This window comes from uncultured Dokdonia sp. (genome assembly GCF_947492815.1).
Taxonomy (GTDB): domain Bacteria; phylum Bacteroidota; class Bacteroidia; order Flavobacteriales; family Flavobacteriaceae; genus Dokdonia.
In genome coordinates, this window is the sequence record NZ_CANLOB010000003.1 from 143,908 (window position 1) to 161,921 (window position 18,014).

14 protein-coding genes are annotated in these 18,014 nt (G+C 34.6%); 9 read left to right on the forward strand and 5 right to left on the reverse strand.

Annotation, left to right across the window (positions count from 1 at the left end; translation table 11 throughout):
* The first annotated feature begins 357 nt into the window (after window positions 1-357).
* Both Q1A01_RS05105 and Q1A01_RS05110 read left to right on the forward strand, forming a co-directional pair.
* Window positions 358-1,644: a citrate synthase gene (locus Q1A01_RS05105; protein ID WP_299676982.1), complete on the forward strand. Its 1,287-nt coding sequence runs from the start codon at window positions 358-360 to the stop codon at window positions 1,642-1,644.
* Window positions 1,645-1,784: 140 nt separating this feature from the next.
* Entirely contained in the window at window positions 1,785-2,699 is a 915-nt protein-coding gene (locus Q1A01_RS05110; protein WP_299676985.1) for an arginine deiminase family protein, read from the forward strand.
* Between the two features lie 60 nt (window positions 2,700-2,759).
* Here Q1A01_RS05110 and purT read toward each other — a convergent pair whose 3' ends face one another.
* Window positions 2,760-3,923, reverse strand: a complete 1,164-nt coding sequence (purT, locus tag Q1A01_RS05115) for a formate-dependent phosphoribosylglycinamide formyltransferase (RefSeq protein WP_299676988.1) — start codon at window positions 3,921-3,923, stop codon at window positions 2,760-2,762.
* Window positions 3,924-3,958: 35 nt separating this feature from the next.
* Between purT and Q1A01_RS05120 the strand changes: the two genes are divergently transcribed.
* A complete protein-coding gene (locus Q1A01_RS05120; RefSeq protein ID WP_299676991.1) occupies window positions 3,959-5,725 on the forward strand; it encodes a DUF4397 domain-containing protein in 1,767 nt (588 codons plus the stop codon).
* A 61-nt stretch (window positions 5,726-5,786) separates the two neighbouring features.
* Here the strand turns inward: Q1A01_RS05120 and Q1A01_RS05125 are convergent, their stop codons facing one another.
* The 3 genes from Q1A01_RS05125 to Q1A01_RS05135 form a co-directional block, all read right to left on the reverse strand.
* Window positions 5,787-7,571, reverse strand: a complete 1,785-nt coding sequence (locus tag Q1A01_RS05125) for a DUF885 family protein (protein WP_299676994.1) — start codon at window positions 7,569-7,571, stop codon at window positions 5,787-5,789.
* A gap of 175 nt (window positions 7,572-7,746) precedes the next feature.
* The gene (locus Q1A01_RS05130) at window positions 7,747-8,931 is read right to left on the reverse strand and encodes a pyridoxal phosphate-dependent aminotransferase (RefSeq protein WP_299676997.1); all 1,185 of its coding nucleotides are present in this window, start codon (window positions 8,929-8,931) and stop codon (window positions 7,747-7,749) included.
* A 44-nt stretch (window positions 8,932-8,975) separates the two neighbouring features.
* Window positions 8,976-10,076, reverse strand: a complete 1,101-nt coding sequence (locus Q1A01_RS05135) for an acyl-CoA desaturase (protein ID WP_299677000.1) — start codon at window positions 10,074-10,076, stop codon at window positions 8,976-8,978.
* 192 nt (window positions 10,077-10,268) lie between these two features.
* Here Q1A01_RS05135 and rsmG point away from each other — a divergent pair, with 192 nt between their 5' ends.
* The 6 genes from rsmG to dnaG all read left to right on the forward strand — a co-directional run bounded on the left by rsmG (window position 10,269) and on the right by dnaG (window position 17,271).
* A complete protein-coding gene (gene rsmG / locus Q1A01_RS05140; RefSeq protein ID WP_299677003.1) occupies window positions 10,269-10,898 on the forward strand; it encodes a 16S rRNA (guanine(527)-N(7))-methyltransferase RsmG in 630 nt (209 codons plus the stop codon).
* Window positions 10,899-11,035: 137 nt separating this feature from the next.
* A complete protein-coding gene (locus tag Q1A01_RS05145) occupies window positions 11,036-11,596 on the forward strand; it encodes an RNA polymerase sigma factor (RefSeq protein WP_299677006.1) in 561 nt (186 codons plus the stop codon).
* Window positions 11,583-12,416 (forward strand): hypothetical protein, encoded by an 834-nt coding sequence (locus Q1A01_RS05150; protein ID WP_299677009.1) that lies wholly within the window; start codon window positions 11,583-11,585, stop codon window positions 12,414-12,416. The genes Q1A01_RS05145 and Q1A01_RS05150 overlap by 14 nt, the downstream gene beginning before the upstream one ends.
* 72 nt (window positions 12,417-12,488) lie before the next feature.
* Window positions 12,489-13,553 (forward strand): hypothetical protein, encoded by a 1,065-nt coding sequence (locus tag Q1A01_RS05155; RefSeq protein WP_299677012.1) that lies wholly within the window; start codon window positions 12,489-12,491, stop codon window positions 13,551-13,553.
* Between the two features lie 171 nt (window positions 13,554-13,724).
* A complete protein-coding gene (locus Q1A01_RS05160; protein WP_299677015.1) occupies window positions 13,725-15,170 on the forward strand; it encodes an aminotransferase class V-fold PLP-dependent enzyme in 1,446 nt (481 codons plus the stop codon).
* 121 nt (window positions 15,171-15,291) lie between these two features.
* Window positions 15,292-17,271: a DNA primase gene (gene dnaG / locus Q1A01_RS05165; RefSeq protein ID WP_299677017.1), complete on the forward strand. Its 1,980-nt coding sequence runs from the start codon at window positions 15,292-15,294 to the stop codon at window positions 17,269-17,271.
* Here the strand turns inward: dnaG and Q1A01_RS05170 are convergent.
* Complete coding sequence (locus tag Q1A01_RS05170; protein WP_299677020.1) at window positions 17,268-17,909, reverse strand: response regulator transcription factor; 642 nt, start codon at window positions 17,907-17,909, stop codon at window positions 17,268-17,270. The two genes, dnaG and Q1A01_RS05170, sit on opposite strands and share 4 nt — an antisense overlap.
* Window positions 17,910-18,014 lie beyond the last annotated feature (105 nt).

Genomic DNA, 18,014 nt, shown 5'->3' on the forward strand with positions numbered 1-18,014 from the left:
GCTCTTTTTTATTTGCTGTAATATGATGTTTCTTGACAAGCTGCTAGGAATATTGATAACTCCTTTTTGATAACATTTACTATGTTTTTTAGGGAATTTGTTTAAATACGCTTTCGCGAAAGCGTATAATAGAATTTTAAAAAATTAGATACTATTATAGTAAGAAAAAGTTGTGAGTCTTCTGTAGATAAGGGCTTGTTTAATGACTCATATAGTAATAACTTGTCATTATTTCCTATTTTAAGTTTTTTTTAAGTGCTTTACTGTATGGAAACATTTAAAAAACCGACTGTTTTTTTGTAAATTAGCAATCCTTCTAAAAAAAGGAATAATCACCTTAAATTTTTCAAAAAAAGCATGGCAGATAAAGCAACGCTAACCATAGACGATAAATCTTATGATTTTCCTATCATAACTGGTACAGAAAACGAAAAAGCAATTAATATAAAAACCCTTAGAGGAGTAACAGGCGGTGTCACTACAATTGATCCTGGATATAAAAACACAGGTTCTTGTGAGAGCGGAATTACTTTTTTAGATGGAGAAAAAGGAATTTTAAGATACAGAGGATATTCTATAGAATCTCTTGCAGATAAAGCAGATTTCTTAGAAGTAGCCTACTTGTTGATTTTTGGAGAACTTCCTACAAAAATACAACTAGAAAAATTTCATAATGACATAAAAGCTGAGTCTCATGTAGATGAAGACATGAAGAAAATTTTAGATGGTTTTCCTAAGTCGGCTCATCCTATGGGAGTGTTAAGTGCATTGACCTCTGCGCTTATAGCTTTTAATCCTAATTCTGTAAATGTAGATTCAGAAGAAGAGATGTACACAACGATCGTAAAGTTACTAGCAAAATTTCCAGTGCTAGCTTCTTGGGCTTTACGTAAAAAGAAAAGTCAACCATTAGACTATGGAGATAATAACTTAGGGTATGTAGCAAATCTTCATAAGATGATGTTTTCAAAACCTAATGAAGATTATAAAGTAGATCAATCTATTATAGATGCGTTAGATAAGTTATTAATCTTACATGCAGATCACGAGCAAAACTGTTCTACTTCAACAGTTCGTATTGTAGGTTCTGCTCATGCAGGATTATTTGCTTCTATATCTGCTGGTATTTCAGCACTATGGGGGCCTCTTCATGGAGGAGCTAATCAAGCAGTAATCGAAATGCTCGAAGCTATCAAAGAAGATGGAGGCGATACTAAAAAGTATATGGCTAAAGCTAAAGACAAACAAGATCCTTTCCGTCTAATGGGATTTGGGCATAGAGTATATAAGAATTTTGATCCACGTGCAAAAATCATTAAAGTTGCTGCAGATGATGTTCTAAATATGTTAGGAATAGAAGATCCTGTATTAGATATTGCTAAAGGATTAGAAAAAGAAGCGTTAGAAGATCAATACTTTGTAGATCGTAAATTATATCCTAATGTAGATTTTTATTCTGGTATTATCTATAGAGCATTAGGAATTCCTGTAGATATGTTTACAGTGATGTTTGCTCTTGGGCGTGTACCAGGGTGGATTGCTCAATGGAAAGAAATGAGAGAGCGTAAAGAGCCTATAGGTCGTCCGCGTCAAGTATATATTGGAGAGAATGCTAGAGAATTCGTTCCTGTATCTGAAAGATAAAGACACGTTATCATATAAAATTTAAAAAAGCGAGCAGTAATGCTCGCTTTTTTTACTATAGTAAAACGCCTTGCTAAAATATATATAGGTGTTTCCTCTTATTTTTTGTGATCAATCTTGGAGATTAGTATCTTAGTCCAATGCTTAAATTACACGTTAAAGATGAAACTTCACGGTTACGTGCCGTTGTTTTAGGAACTGCAGAAAGTTGTGGGCCAACACCAAAACTTGAGGACGCTTACGACCCGAAAAGCGCACAACATATTCAAGCGGGTACATATCCTGTGGAAGAAGATATGGTTAAAGAAATGGAGGCTGTGGCTGCTGTTTTTAAAAAATATGATGTGAAGGTTTTTAGGCCAGAAGTTATCAAAGATTATAATCAGATTTTTTCAAGAGATATAGGCTTTGTTATTGATGATAAGTTTATAAAAGCAAATATTCTTCCAGATAGAGAACGAGAAATAGAAGCAATACAATATGTGATAGACCAAGTTCCAGCTACACATGTATTTCGTTTACCTGAAGATGCTCATGTAGAAGGAGGTGATGTAATGCCTTGGGGAGATTATATTTTTATAGGAACATATACAGGTAGTGATTATCCAGATTATATAACTGCTAGAACTAATAAGGAGGCAGTACAATATCTCGCAGAATTGTTTCCTAAGAAAAAAGTAGTTTCTTTTGAATTAAGAAAGCATAATACAGATCCAAAAGAAAATGCACTTCATTTAGATTGTTGTTTTCAACCAGTAGGTAAAAACAAAGCAATTATTCATAAAAACGGTTTTCTTAAAGAAAATGAGTATGAATGGTTGGTGAATTTGTTTGGGAAAGAAAATGTTTTTGAAATTTCTAAAGACGAAATGTATAACATGAATAGTAATGTTTTTAGCATTGCTCCTAATGTTGTGATTTCTGAAAAGAGTTTTACGAGATTAAATACTTGGTTAAGATCACATGATATCACTGTAGAAGAAGTGCCTTATGCTGAAATAGCAAAACAGGAAGGATTACTTCGGTGTAGTACGCTTCCCTTGATTAGAGATTAAAAAAGTATAGTTAGTAAGAATTATAAAGCGTATTGTTATCTTAAACAATACGCTTTCATTTTATGAGAGAACGTTCACTTTGGAAGCGAGTTCTTTTGCTCTTTGTGTTACTTCTTTTATATTTCCATCTATAGAGTCGTAGGTGACTACTACCCCCATGCGTCTATAAGGTCTAGATGTTGGTTTGCCAAATAATCTGAAATCAGACATTTTTGCATTTGCAATAGTAGAAATACCTTTAAAAGTAGGGTTTTCAGAATGCTCTTTGGCTAAGATTACTGCACTAGCGCCTATGCGTTCTTGTGTGATTTCAGCGATGGGAAGACCTAAAACTGCACGTAAGTGCAATTCAAATTCATTAAAATTTTGAGTATTGCCTAAAGTTACCATTCCGGTATCATGGGGTCTTGGTGAGAGTTCAGAAAAATAAACACCGTCATCTGCAATAAAAAACTCAACGCCCCAAATACCAGCGCCACCTAAAGCATCTGTTACTTTTTTTGCCATGTCCTGTGCTGTTTGTAGATGGTCAGATTGCATAGTGGCTGGTTGCCAGCTTTCTTGATAATCACCTCTTTCTTGTCTATGTCCTATAGGTGGGCAAAAAAGAGTTTCTCCTTCTCTTTGTGTAACAGTCAGTAATGTGATTTCATAATTAAAATTTACAAACCCTTCTACAATAACCTCAGCAACATCTCCTCGAGATCCTTCCTGAGAATATTCCCATGCTTTTTGAATATCGGCTTCGGTTTTGATAGTAGATTGCCCTTTTCCACTAGAAGACATAAGTGGCTTTACTACACATGGCATTCCTATATCTTTAACGGCTTCTGATAATTCTTTCGCGGAAGCGGCATACTGATAATTAGCTGTTTTTAATCCTAACTCTTTTGCAGCAAGATCACGAATGGATTTTCTGTTCATTGTGTAATTAGCTGCTTTTGCACTTGGAATTACAGTATATCCTTGCTTTTCATACTCATAGAAACGTTCAGTGCGTATGGCTTCAATTTCTGGTACGATATAATCTGGTTGATGTTTTTCAACAAGGTTATCTAGAGCTACTCCATCTAACATATTGATTACTTCAGCATCATGAGCAACCTGCATTGCAGGAGCATTGGTATAGCTGTCTACAGCAATAACGGTTTGCCCTAAACGTTGCGCAGCAATTACAAATTCTTTACCGAGTTCTCCAGAACCTAAAAGGAGGATTTTTGCCATATTGTTGTATATTTAACTAATTGATATATAATATTATGAAATTAAAACTACTCTTATTATTTATTGGTTGTATTCAATTAGGATATAGTCAGACCGCTAAAATACAATTTATACACAATGCACCTGATATTTCTATAGAAGAAGTTGATGTGTATGTAGATGGAAATTTAATAGTAGATAATCTGAACTTTAAAACAGGATCTGCTTTTTTAGATATTCCGTTTGATGGAGATCAGACTCAGATTGTAATTACAAGATCTACAGATGAAAACGATGTTTTAATATCTCGTGAACATATGTTGATAGATCAAGAGAATTATTATGTGGTTATTGATGGTATTTTTGATGCAGATAGTTATTTAGATGTAGCGCCTTTTGATATGTATATATATGAAGGGGCTCGACTTGAAGCTATAAATCCAGAGCCTTTTTTAGATATAGATATAATGGTTCATAATGGGAGTATAGGTTTTGATACGACATTAATAGTTGAAGGATGTCAAATTTTAACAGCCCCAATTGAGTTTGGTAATTCAGTATCTTTTTCTGAATACTCGGGGTATTCAACTTGGGCAAGTAATGAAGATATTGGTTGTGTTGCACGAGAATCTTATTCGGTACCAGGGTATTTTTATTTCCCATATAACTTTCCCTTGGCGAGTGGAAACTTAGGATTAGAAAATCAAGCAATTATTATGTTGTTATCTGGTTTCAGACATCCAGAGAATAATAATGATGGAGAGCCTTTCAATACGTGGTACCTCACACCAGAGGGAGGTGATTTTATATTACTAAGTGAGCAAAGATCATCAAACATCCAATTTGTGCATAATTCTCCAGATACTTCTGTGTCAGAAGTAATTGTTTATGTAGATGAAATGATCGTTGCTGATGATCTAAGTTATAAAAATGGAACACCTTTTTTAAATGTCCCATTTGGGCCAGATAATATTGTAAATATTTATATAGTAGATAGTAATACTGGAGATATATTAATCAACAGATTTGTTGACTTGATAGATCAAGAGAATTATTATATGGTCATCGATGGTATTTTTGATACTGATGCATATACTGATGTAGAACCTTTCGGCTTGCATACATATATAGGTGCGCAACTAGAAGCATCAGTGCCAGAATCTGATTTGGATTTAGATATTTTAGTGCATCATGGGGCTATTGGTTTAGATCATACGCTAGATGTTCAAGGAACGCAAACATTAGCCTTTCCATTAGAGATGGGGAGATTGCTTTCGTTTTCAGACTATTCAGAAGAAGTTGAAGGCGCACCCTATTCAGTGTGGTCAAGTCAAGGAGATATTGCTGTTGAAATTGGTGATTATGGTGGGAATATAGGGGGTGATTTGCTTTCTGAGTTTAGTTTTGATTTTAATTTCCCTCTTTTTTCTGAAGATTTAGGATTAGAAAATCAAGCAATTCTTATGTTACTTTCTGGTTTTGAAGATCCAACTGTTAATAATGAAGGTCAACCTTTTGATGTTTTCTATTTAACACCAGAAGGAGGTAATTTTAGGTCTGCTACATTAGGTCTTGACGATACTACGTTGCAATCTATTTCTATAATTCCTAATCCAATAACAGACTTAGTGACAATAAAAATTGCTTCTTCTGATGCTATAGGCGTTATCTATGATATGCAAGGAAGATTAATTCGTGAAAACATTTTACTACAAGAAGAAACTGTTATTGATCTTAGTAAACTTGCTTCAGGTGTGTATTTTTTTAAGCTAATAGATCAAAACAATAATGCGTCTACAGTGAGACGCATTATTAAAAGATAATTAAGAATATGATATACGCTTTCGCGAAATGTCATACTGAGCTTGTCGAAGTAGTGTTCTCTTATTGTTTGCTAGCAATCCAGTTGTTAATTTTATCTTCCAGAAGCGCTAGTGGGATACATCCTGTTTCTAATACTTCTTTATGAAATTCTCTTATGTCAAATTTATCACCTAAAGCTTCTGTAGCTTTAGTTCTTAGTTCGCGTATTTTTAATTGCCCTATTTTGTACGAGAGTGCTTGACCTGGATTTGCCATATAACGTTCTATTTCTGAAGTGATCCCTGCTTCACTTTCAGCTTCATTGTCTAAGCAGTAAGCGATTGCTTTTTCTCTGCTCCATCCTTTGGTGTGAATTCCTGTGTCTACAACAAGACGTACGGCACGGTGCATTTCTGCTCCTAACATTCCAAAAAGTTGATAAGGATCTGTATATAGCCCTAATTCTGATCCTAAAGACTCCGTATATAATGCCCATCCTTCTCCATACGCACTATACCATAATGTTTTTCTAAACTGAGGAAGTTCTGTGCTTTCTTGGGTAAGCGAAATCTGGAAATGATGACCAGGAATTGCTTCGTGTAAAAATAAAGACTCATCTGAATATACATTGTATTTAGAAGCATCAGGAATAGGTGTGTAAAATATACCTGGACGTGTGCCATCTAGTGACCCTGGATTGTACTCTGCACTCGCAGATTTTTCTCTAAAAGCTTCTGTACGACGTACCTCAAAAGGTGTTTTAGGTTGAAGACTAAAGAGCTCATCTACTTTTGGTTTCATTGTAGCGTGCATTTTATTAAAGTTTGCAATCACCTCTTCAGGTGTAGTGAAAGGCATTAGCTCCTTACTGTTACGTACATAGTCAAAAAAGGCTTTAAGGTCTCCTTTAAAACCTACTTGCTCTTTAATTTTTTCCATTTCTGATCGAATACGAGCAACTTCACTTAATCCTAAATTATGTATCTCATCAGCACTCATGGTAGTGGTTGTGAAATATTTGATAGCAAAATCGTAATAATTAGATCCATTAGGAAGATCGCTAAATCCAGAAGATTTACGTCCTGCATCCATGTATTCATTTTTCATGAAGTTAGCCATTTTTGTATATGCAGGAATGATTTTATCTTGAATCATAGTAGTATATTCTGATGTGATCGCTTTTTGATCTTCTTTAGAAATACTTTCAGGAAAATTTGTGACAGGCTTGTAGAATAAGTGGGTCGTCACATCAGGCTTTGCAAGCGATTCCATTTGTGGAATTACTTTTTTAATCAATGATTTTGGAAGTACATATCCCTCTTCCATTCCTTGGCGCATGTTCTTCTCAGCACTGTCTAGCCAAACCAAGTATTGGTCTACTCTTTTTTGCCAGTTTCTGTAATCTTCTGCAGTTTTAAAAGGTTGTGCACTTGCACCACTTGCTAATTGACCAAACATTAAATGCGGAGACCACATCTGATCAATAGGCATTAAGTCCTTTTTGTAACTCAATAATTCAAGGTTTACATCGCAATCCCACTCTAAAACAGCTTTGCTTAAAAGTTCGGTAGTAGTGAGTTCTTCATCCGGGTAGTTGGATAGTTGTGATTTGTACGAAGTGTAATAGTCTTTTATTTTAGCTTTATATGCAGGGGATAGTATATCTGGAAATTGATCATTATATCTGCTGTCTCCAGCCATAGTAGCACCTAATGGATTTAATTTGAGACCTTCTTCATAATAAGTGTCAAGAAAATCTCCAAAGGTTACAGTAGTGGTCTTTGTTGTGGTTTCTGGAGCTGTTGTTTCGTTTTTACAACTAATGAATGCTATCAAAATACAACCTGCAAGAAATATTTTTTTCATAATGTCTAAGGTGTTCGTTAAATCAACGAGTTAGATTGTTTTAACTATTAAATTTTAATGTAATCAGTCAATAAAGATATGGATATTAGGCAATAAAAAAGCCTTCTTTGTCATAAAGAAGGCCTTGATTATTTATGTTTTATTTATACGCTTTCGCGAAAGCGTACTCATATATTTAAGCAACAGCTTCTTTAATACGTCTGATTGCTTCTTTTATTTGATCTGAACTTGCAGCATATGAAATTCTAATAGAATTTGGGTTTCCAAATGCTTCACCAGTTACTGTAGCTACATTTGCATGTTCTAATATATACATGGCAAAATCTGAAGCGTTATTGATAGTAACTCCATTTAAAGTTTTTCCGAAAAATGCAGTAATATCTGGAAAAACATAAAAAGCACCATCAGGTTCGTTGCATGTAAATCCATCTATATCATTTAGAAGGCTAAGTATGAGTGAGCGCCTGTTTTTAAACTCATCAACCATATACTGTACTTTGCTTGGATCTGCTTCTAATGCTGTTATGACAGCGCGTTGCGCGATACAATTGGCGCCACTCGTAATCTGACCTTGCATTTTATTACAAGCTCTAGCAATTTCTTTTGGTGCTCCGATATATCCTATACGCCATCCAGTCATGGCAAAAGCTTTAGATACGCCATTTACAGTGACCGTACGATCATACATGTCTGGAAATTGAGCCATACTCGCATGTCCACCTACATAGTTGATATGTTCGTATATTTCATCACTTACTACTGTTATTTGAGGATGCTTAGCGAGTACATCAGCAAGTGCGCGTAACTCTTCTTTGCTATACACAGAACCAGAAGGGTTGCAAGGAGAGCTATACCATAACATTTTGGTTTTTGGTGTAATAGCTGCTTCTAGTTGTTCTGGAGTCATTTTGAAGTCAGTTTCAATAGACGTTTTTACTTCTACAGGAACACCCTCTGCTATTTTTACAATATCACTATAACTTACCCAGTATGGGCATGGTAAAATGACCTCATCGCCAGGATTTAATACAACAAGTGCAACATTTGCTAATGATTGTTTGGCACCTGTAGAAACTACTATTTGAGCTGGATCATAAGTGAGCTCATTATCACGCTTGAATTTTGTGATAATAGCATTTTTAAGTTCTCCATATCCATCTACAGGGGTATATGAATTATAGTTGTCATTGATTGCCTGTATTGCAGCGTTTTTTATGAAGTCTGGAGTATTAAAGTCCGGTTCTCCAAGACTTAATCCTATAATGTCTTTTCCTTCGCCACGAAGCTCTCTTGCTTTGGCGGCCATGGCAAGTGTGGCAGATGTTGCCATACTTATAACGCGATTAGAAAGTATGCTCATTCTGTAAAAATATAATGGATTGGATATTGATTATACGCTTTAATTTAAGCAGTCACTTTTACAGGCTGCATTCCCATTTCACGTAAATGACGGAAATGTGCTAAAATTGCCTTGCGTGTTGTTTCATACTCAAAATAAGGTAAGTTAAACTCTTTTGCTGTTTCTCTTACAATCTTACTGATTTTAGTATAATGCACATGACTTATGTGTGGAAATATGTGGTGTTCAACTTGATGATTTAAACCTCCAGAAAACCAATTCATAATACGGTTTTTAGTAGAGAAATTTACAGTAGTAAATAATTGGTGTATAGCCCATGTGTTTTTCATGGTACCTGTTTCATCTGGTAAAGGCATATGTGCTTCTTCTACCATATGTGCAAGTTGGAATATCAAACTTAAGATAACACCAGCAGTATAATGCATAATAAAGAAGCCTAGTAATACTTTCCACCATACAATATTAGAAAAAGCAAGAGGAATAACAATCCACATACCTATATAGATAAGTTTCGTAATTACTAACGTACTCCATTGTTTTGTTGGGCTTTGTAGTTTTCCATACGATAGCTTGCGCTTAAGGTATCTTTTCATTTGTGTGATATCTGCAGTAATTACCCAGTTAATGGTAAGAAGTCCATATAGAATAAACGAGTAATAATGCTGAAATTTATGATGTTTATGCCATTCTCCATGTTTTGAAAATCTTAAAACACGTCCAGCTTCCATGTCTTCATCATGACCGTGTATGTTTGTATATGTGTGGTGTAGTACGTTGTGTTGTACTTGCCAGTTGTATACATTGCCAGCAAGTATGTATATACTACTTCCCATAAGTTTATTGACCCACTTTTTACTTGAAAATGAACCATGATTGCCATCATGCATTACATTCATACCTACACCAGCCATGCCTATACCCATAACAACCGTTAAAAGTAATTGAACCCATCCAGGCATATCTAATGTTAGGAATAAAAAGTATGGTGTTAAGTACATAGAAAACATAATAATGGCTTTGCCGTATAGTTTCCAGTTTCCAGTACGTTTTATATTATTGTCTTTAAAGTAGGTGTTTACACGTTTATTGAGTGTTCTGAAGAATTTTGCAGAATCTGAACGTGAAAATTTAATTGTAGTTTCCATATAAATGTAAATAGTACCTCATGTTTATTGTTATAATGAAGTATAATTATAATTGTTTTAAGGGGGTAGCTTTATGAAAAGCGGAAACTCAAAACATATACTACAAAAATAACGATATATTCCAGAATCATACCTGTCTTCTGCAAAAATTAACGTGTAATTTAGGTACTTTTGCACTAGAAGTTTTATCATATGGATATCATTACAAAATACTTTCCTCATCTTACGGAAGAACAAATAGTGCAGTTTACAAAGCTCAAGGATTTGTATAAAGACTGGAACTTGAAAATAAATGTTGTGAGTCGTAAAGATATAGACGAAATATATTTAAGGCATGTGCTTCATTCACTTGGTATTGCAAAAGTAATGGAGTTTCAAGAAGGGGCTCGAGTTTTAGATGTAGGAACTGGAGGTGGTTTTCCTGGAGTGCCCTTGGCTATTTTATTTCCTGAGACTCAGTTTCATCTTGTAGATAGCATTGGTAAGAAAATTAAAGTAGTTGATGAAGTTGTTGCTGGATTGGATCTTACAAATATCAAAACTACAAATGATCGTGTAGAAAATGTTCCTGGTCAATATGATTTTATTGTGAGTAGAGCTGTAGCACAAATGGAAACCTTTGTTCGTTGGGTGAGAAGTCATATTGAAAAGAAAAGTACGCACGAACTTAAAAATGGAATACTTTATTTAAAAGGCGGAGATTTGACCGAAGAACTTGCAAAGTTTTCTACTGCACAAGTTTATAACCTTACAGATTATTATGAAGAAGACTTTTTTGAAACAAAAAAAGTAGTGTATCTTCCTATGAAATATAAAGGATAATTTTTTATCTCAAATATTCATCCTGATAATCAGGTGTTTGTGTTTATTTTTGAAAAATTTTTACTTTTTTTTATCAATCAGGCAACCTTTTTGAAAAACGTTGCGTCTATGTAAATAGAAACCATCTTTTAGAATTGATGAAAGTCATACAATTTACAAACGAGAAACAACTCATTAAAAAAGCGATTAAGAAAGATCGAGCGGCCCAGCGTCGTTTATACGAGTTGCATGCACCAAAAATGCTGAGCGTTTGTAGGTATTATATAAAGGATATTCATCAAGCAGAAGAAGCAATGTGTAATGGATTTTTAAAAGTATTCACACATTTGAGTAGTTATAAAAGTGAAGGGAGTTTTGAAGGATGGATTCGAAGAATTATGGTGAGAGAGAGTATTTCTTATTTGCGAACTGTAAAGAAATTGTATTTCTCAGAAGACGGAAATTTTGAGACAGGTGATAGTATAAATAATATAAAAGATGAATTAGATGTGTCACACATACAACAACTTATTGACGAATTGCCAGAAGGGTATCGAGTTGTTTTTGTAATGTACGCTATTGAAGGGTATAAACATCAAGAAATAGCAAATTCATTAGGGATTTCTGAAAGTACATCTAAATCACAATTATTTAAAGCACGTAAGTTGTTACAATCTAAGTTAAACGCACAAAATAAATTGAGTTATGGCACCGATTAAGCTGGAAGATAATATGAAGGAGCGTTTAGAAGAGCGTACGATAGAGCCTACAGTGGCAGCATGGGATAGAATTTCTTCAAAACTAGATGCAGAACAAGGAGTAAAAAAAAGTAAACGAGTACTCTGGATGTCTATTGCTGCTAGCTTTGTAGGAGGAGCCTTGATTGCATTATTTGTATTTCAAAATATGGGAGATACTACAAAAGGGCCTGTTTTAGTAGATGCAGAAAATGAATCTTTATTTATTGACCCAACTGAAACGATACAAAAAGAAGAAAAAAGTGAAAGCCTACAACAAATAGAAGAGGCAGTAGTACAAAATATAACAACAGTTAATGAAGCATCTAAATCAGAAAAAGAAACGGTTCAAGAACAAGATGTAAGTAAGCAGTCTGTAGCATCAACTGTTGAAAATACAAAGGTAAATGATGTAGCAAAAGTTGCACAAGAAAACAAAGGACTAACACAAGAAGCAGTAATTGTATCTGTGCAGAAAGAAAAAGAAGAAAAGTCACCACTAATAAAAGGAAGTGACGAGTTGGGGGAAATCATAACCGAAAATTTAGGTGAAGCGGTTGCTCAAGTAGAAAATGAAGATTCTATCCTTGATACAGAGATAGACAACCTTCTTAAAAATGCACAAAGAGAACATGTAAGTCAACAAGTATTTAATCAAAAAACGAACACTGTAGATGCTAATGTTTTGCTTCTAGACGTAGAAGCAGAAGTTGCACCCTTATCTTTCAGAAATAAAGTATTCGAAGTGATTGCTGAAGGATATGAAAAAGCACGAGATGCAGTAGCCAACAGAAATAATTAAAAAATAATTCATCAATACGTCTTTGAAACGCTTTCATCAAGCAAAGTTTTAAAAACACAAATCATTACCATTATGAAAAGAATAATAGTATTCGTCTTAGCGACGACCATGGGATTTTTTGCCCAAAATGTACAAGCTCAAATAGTAAAAATTGAGACCAATAAAACAGAACTTGAAACTCAAGAAGAAAAAATAGAAGTTTTGAAAGCTCGGAAAGATGAGGTTGTCGAAAGTGAGAAAAAAGCATTAAAACGAGAAGTAAAAAAGATTATGAATCGTCTTGAGAAAAATGAAATTACAGAAGAAGAGGCGGAAAAGTTAAAGAAAGAAGCTGCAGAAAAACGTGCTTCGAATATTGAAAATAGAATTGCAATTTTAGATAATCAAATTGCTCTTTTAGAACGTAATGGGGTGTGGAGTAGTAATGTTGTTTGGGATAATGATTATTTGAAAAAGGTCATTAATAGAAGAAAAAATAAGAAACCAGAAAGATATAGACGTACACGCTCAGATTTTGTGTTTGCTTGGGGATTAAACAATGCTCTTGCAGATGGAAGGTCACTGGATGATTCTCCATATAGAATAGGGGGAAGTCGTTTTGCAGAGTTAGGTTGGGCATGGACAACCCGTGTGTTTGAAAATAGTGGATGGCTACGTGTGAAGTATGGTTTTTCATTTCAATTTAATGGGTTGAAGCCTGAAAATGATCAAACATTTGTAAGAGTAGGAGATCAAGTAGTGCTTCAAGAGTTTGATAGAAATTTAGATAAAAGCAAGTTGAGAATGGATAATCTTGTGTTTCCTTTTCATTTTGAATTTGGTCCTGCAAAAAGGATAGGAGAAGATGATAATACAGGGTTTACAACACACGATAAATTTAAAATCGGAGTTGGAGGATATGCAGGATTTAATATTGGAACGATTCAGAAATTGAAGTTTGATAATGATCAAGGAGATCGAGTAAAACAAAAAAACCGAGGAGGATTAAATACAAGTGATTTTGTATACGGATTAAGCGGTTATGTAGGATATGACAATGTAGGGATATATGTTAAGTATGACTTGAATCCTATCTTCAAAGATAACCCAGTAGACGAACGTAATATATCTTTAGGACTTCGATTTGATTTAGATTAAGCACAAAGAAGCTGCTTTGTTTCGATAAATTCCGTTTTTGTGAAAGTGTTCCGCTTTCGCGAAAGCGGAATTTTTTAATTCATAAGATGTAGTCGTTTATTTTTTGATAGGGAAAATTATATAACGCTCAATCATTTGATATCAAGTATCTTTGAGTGATAACCAAAACTTATGAAGAAATTAGTTGATAGGATCATAGCCTTAGAAAAAATATCAAAAGAGCTAGAACCCACAGAAAAAGAAAGAGATCTACTTAATCAGGAAGTGCAGTCTTATGCAAATAGGTTTATTGAAACCTTAAAAACAAAACCAGCTTTTAGTGAAGCAAATGTAGATAGTCGTAAATTAAAAATGGGTTCTGAAAAATTGTCATTAGCTACATTATTAGAAGTGTATGGTAGTGAGGTGGCAGATCAAGGTATTAAACCAGCTTCTGGTGGTCATCTAGGATATATCCCTGGAGGAGGTATTTATACAGCGGCACTCGCAGATTTTTTGGCGGCTTTTACAAATGAATATGCGGGCATGTATTTTGGTTCTCCAGGAGCTGTTACGATAGAAAATGAATTACTCGATTGGATGAAAGGAGTATTTGGTTTTCCGAAAGATGCCGTTGGTAATTTAACTTCAGGCGGATCTATCGCAAACTTGGTGGCACTTACAGCTGCTAGAGATAAGCATCAAATTAAGAATGAAAAGGTGACAAAAAGTGTTATCTATATGAGTCCTCAGGTACATCATTGTATTCATAAAGCAATTCGGATTATTGGACTGGAAGATGTTCAAGTTCGCTTGTTAGCACTAGATGCGCTGTCAAAAATTGATCCTGTACAATTAGAAGAAACTATCAAACAAGATCTTCGTGATGGCTTACAGCCATTTATGGTGATCGCATCTGCAGGAACAACAGATACAGGTGCTATAGACCCTTTGCATGAAATAGGAGTCATTGCAAAACGTCATAAATTGTGGTACCATGTAGATGGTGCGTATGGAGGTTTTTTTATCCTCGCTGAGGAAAAGAAAACGCTGTTTAAAGGAATTGAAATGGCAGACTCTCTTGTGATAGATCCGCATAAAAGTTTATTCATTCCTTATGGGCTAGGTGCTGTTTTGGTAAAGGATAAAGAAGCTGTTTTTCATTCTCATCATTACACGGCAAATTATATGCAAGATGCGCTTGTAGATATGCAAATTAATCCAGCAGATGTGTCGCCAGAGTTGACAAAACATTTTAGAGGACTACGCCTATGGTTGCCTCTACAACTTCATGGGTTGAAACCTTTTGTGGCTTGCTTAGAAGAGAAACTGTTATTAACAACCTATTTTAGAAATAAGCTAGAGGCCATAGGATTTAGATTGGGACCAGAACCTGATTTGTCAGTGAGTTATTTTTGGTATCCTGTAACTCAGGTAGAAGAAAATAAGTTCAATGAAAAATTAATGGAATTAATGCATCAAGATGGAAGTGTTTTTTTGAGTTCTACAAGAATAGATGGTAGGTTTGTAATTCGAATGGCGATACTGTCTTTTAGAACAAAAATAGATACTATAGATAGTGCTATGGTAATGATAAAGAATTGCTCGTCTGCTACAAAATTGTATTTTAAAATTTGATTATGTTTTGAAGTGAGGTAAAAGTATTACGCTTTCGCGAAAGCAGAATCTTCTTTACTTACAGATTTTTTAATGTATCATCTAGCTTTTTCCTATTTTTACAGACTAACCCTTTTTTAAATTGATCTCAAAAGAAACCATAGATAAAGTATTTGAAACTGCTCGCGTAGAGGAAGTCATAGGGGATTTTGTAGTGCTTAAAAAATCAGGAAGTAACTTTAAGGGATTAAGTCCTTTTTCTGATGAGCGAACCCCCAGTTTTATGGTATCGCCAGTAAAGCAGATTTGGAAAGATTTTTCTAGTGGGAAAGGTGGAAACTCAGTAGCATTCTTAATGGAGCATGAGCATTTTACATACCCAGAAGCGATTAAGTATCTTGCCAAAAAGTATAATATAGAAGTAGACGAGACAGAACAAACCGATGAGCAAAAAGAGCAGGCAAGTCTTAGAGAAAATCTATATGTGGTAAGTGAATATGCACGTGATTACTATCATGCTACACTTCTTAATTCTGAACAAGGAAAAGCAATTGGAGGGACCTATTTTAAAGAACGAGGATTTACTCCAGATACAATCAAAAAATTTCAGCTAGGGTATAATCCAGATCAATGGGATGCTTTTACAAGTGAAGCCTTGCGAAAAGGCTATAAATTGGAGTTTCTGGAAAAATCAGGACTTACTATTGTAAAAGAAGAAAAGCAATTTGACCGTTTTAAAGGCCGAGTGATGTTTCCTATTCACTCTATGAGTGGTCGGGTGTTGGGATTTGGAGGGCGTATCTTGACAAGTGATAAAAAAGCAGCAAAATACCTCAACTCTCCAGAGAGTGATATTTATCATAAGAGTAAAGTATTGTATGGTATCTATTATGCTAAGCAATCTATCGCCAAAGAAGATAATTGTTATTTAGTAGAAGGGTATACAGATGTGATTCAGATGCATCAATCGGGAATAGAAAATGTAGTGTCTTCTTCCGGTACTGCGCTTACTCCAGAACAAATCCGTTTAATTAATAGGCTTACAAAAAATATTACAGTGCTATTTGATGGTGATGCTGCAGGACAGCGTGCCGCCATACGAGGAATCGATTTGATCCTTGAACAAGGTATGAATGTAAAAGTGTGTTCCTTTCCAGAAGGAGAAGATCCTGATAGCTTTTCGCGAAAGCATACCAAAGAACAAATTCTTACTTATTTCAATGAACATGCAAAAGACTTTATTCAGTACAAGGCAAATCTCTTAGTAGAAGAAGCTGCGGGCGATCCTATCAAAAAAGCAAGTACTGTTAGAGATATGGTTGAGAGTATTTCTAAAATACCAGACACTATAAAGCGAGAAATCTATGTGCAGGAATGTTCGCGTATTATGGAGGTTTCTGAATCTGTGTTGTATGATACTCTTGCGCAAATTTTCAAAAAAAATAAAAAGGAAACTGTAAAGAAAGAAAAAGCAGCTGCTGCTTCAGAGCCTCTTTCTAAAGTGCCTGATCAGATGCCTAATCAAATAGAAAAAGTAGATGTTCTTTATGAATTAGAACGAAAACTTATTGAGGCTTTGCTGGTGTATGGTCAAGAAGAAGAAGACTTTGAAGATTTGGTATTAAAAGAAACAGAAGATGGAAATCTAGAGTTAGAGCCTGTTGTGAGTAAAGCGAGAGTTTTTGAAAAAATATACCTTGATTTACAAGACGATGAGGTGGCATTTACGAATGAATTATTTAGATCTCTGTATGCCAAAATCATAGAGAAATTACATCAGGATGATAATTTTAAAATAGAAACCTTTATCAATGATTTGGCGCCAGAAGAAGCTTCTGAAATTTCTAATATTATTCTTAGTTACGAAAAATATGATTTACATCGCTGGGTAGATAGAGAAGTGTATGTGAAAACTAGAGATAAGACGGTGGCGCAATTTGTGTCAGAAATTGTGCTGAGTTTGCGAGGTTACCTCATTGCAAAGAAAATACATGATTTATCTACAGAAGTATCTAATTCAGAAAGCAACAGTGAGTTGTTAAGTGATATTAGAGATTATATAAACCTTAAAAAATTAATCCATGAAAAACTTGGGAGAGTATTCTCTGCCAAAATGGGTTAAATACTTGTTGTATTCTGTAATAAACGCGCATGTTTAATTAATTCAGCTACATTTTGAGCTTCTAGCTTTTTAAGCAAACGCATTTTATATGTACTTACAGTTTTTTCGTTGATATTTAAATTAGCAGCGATTTCTTTATTACGTTTTCCGTTTGATAACAGATTAAGTACTTCAATTTCTCTACTAGATAGCTTCATGTATTTATAAGCAAGTCCTTGTGTTGTGTTACCATCACTGATAAGTCGTTTGCTTAATGCTTCATTGAGATAGATGCCTCCTCTTTGAATTTGGTTTACAGCATCTAATACACGTTGAATGGAAGCTGTTTTTGAAACATAACCAGCAGCCCCGTATTTGATAGCACTCAGTGCATACATTTCTTCAGGGTGACAGCTTAAGACAAGAATTTTCACATGAGGAAACTCTCTCTTTATGGCTTTTATAGCTGTAATGCTATTAAGATTAGGGATATCTATTTCAAGTATTAGAATATCCACTTCTGTTTTTGTAAGTACTTTTAATAAATCATTTCCATCACTTATCGAACTTATGACTTCGTAATTTCCTTCTGTGTTTAAAATTGAGGTTATACCTTTCCTAGTAATAGGGTGGTGGTCCGCAATTAGAACTTTGTCCATGGTAATATGTGTTTCAATATGTTACAGAACAAGTCATTTAAGGGGGGAACTTGTTTAGGGTTCTCAAACTTACAAAGAAAAGACTCGGAAGTTGCAATTTTTAAT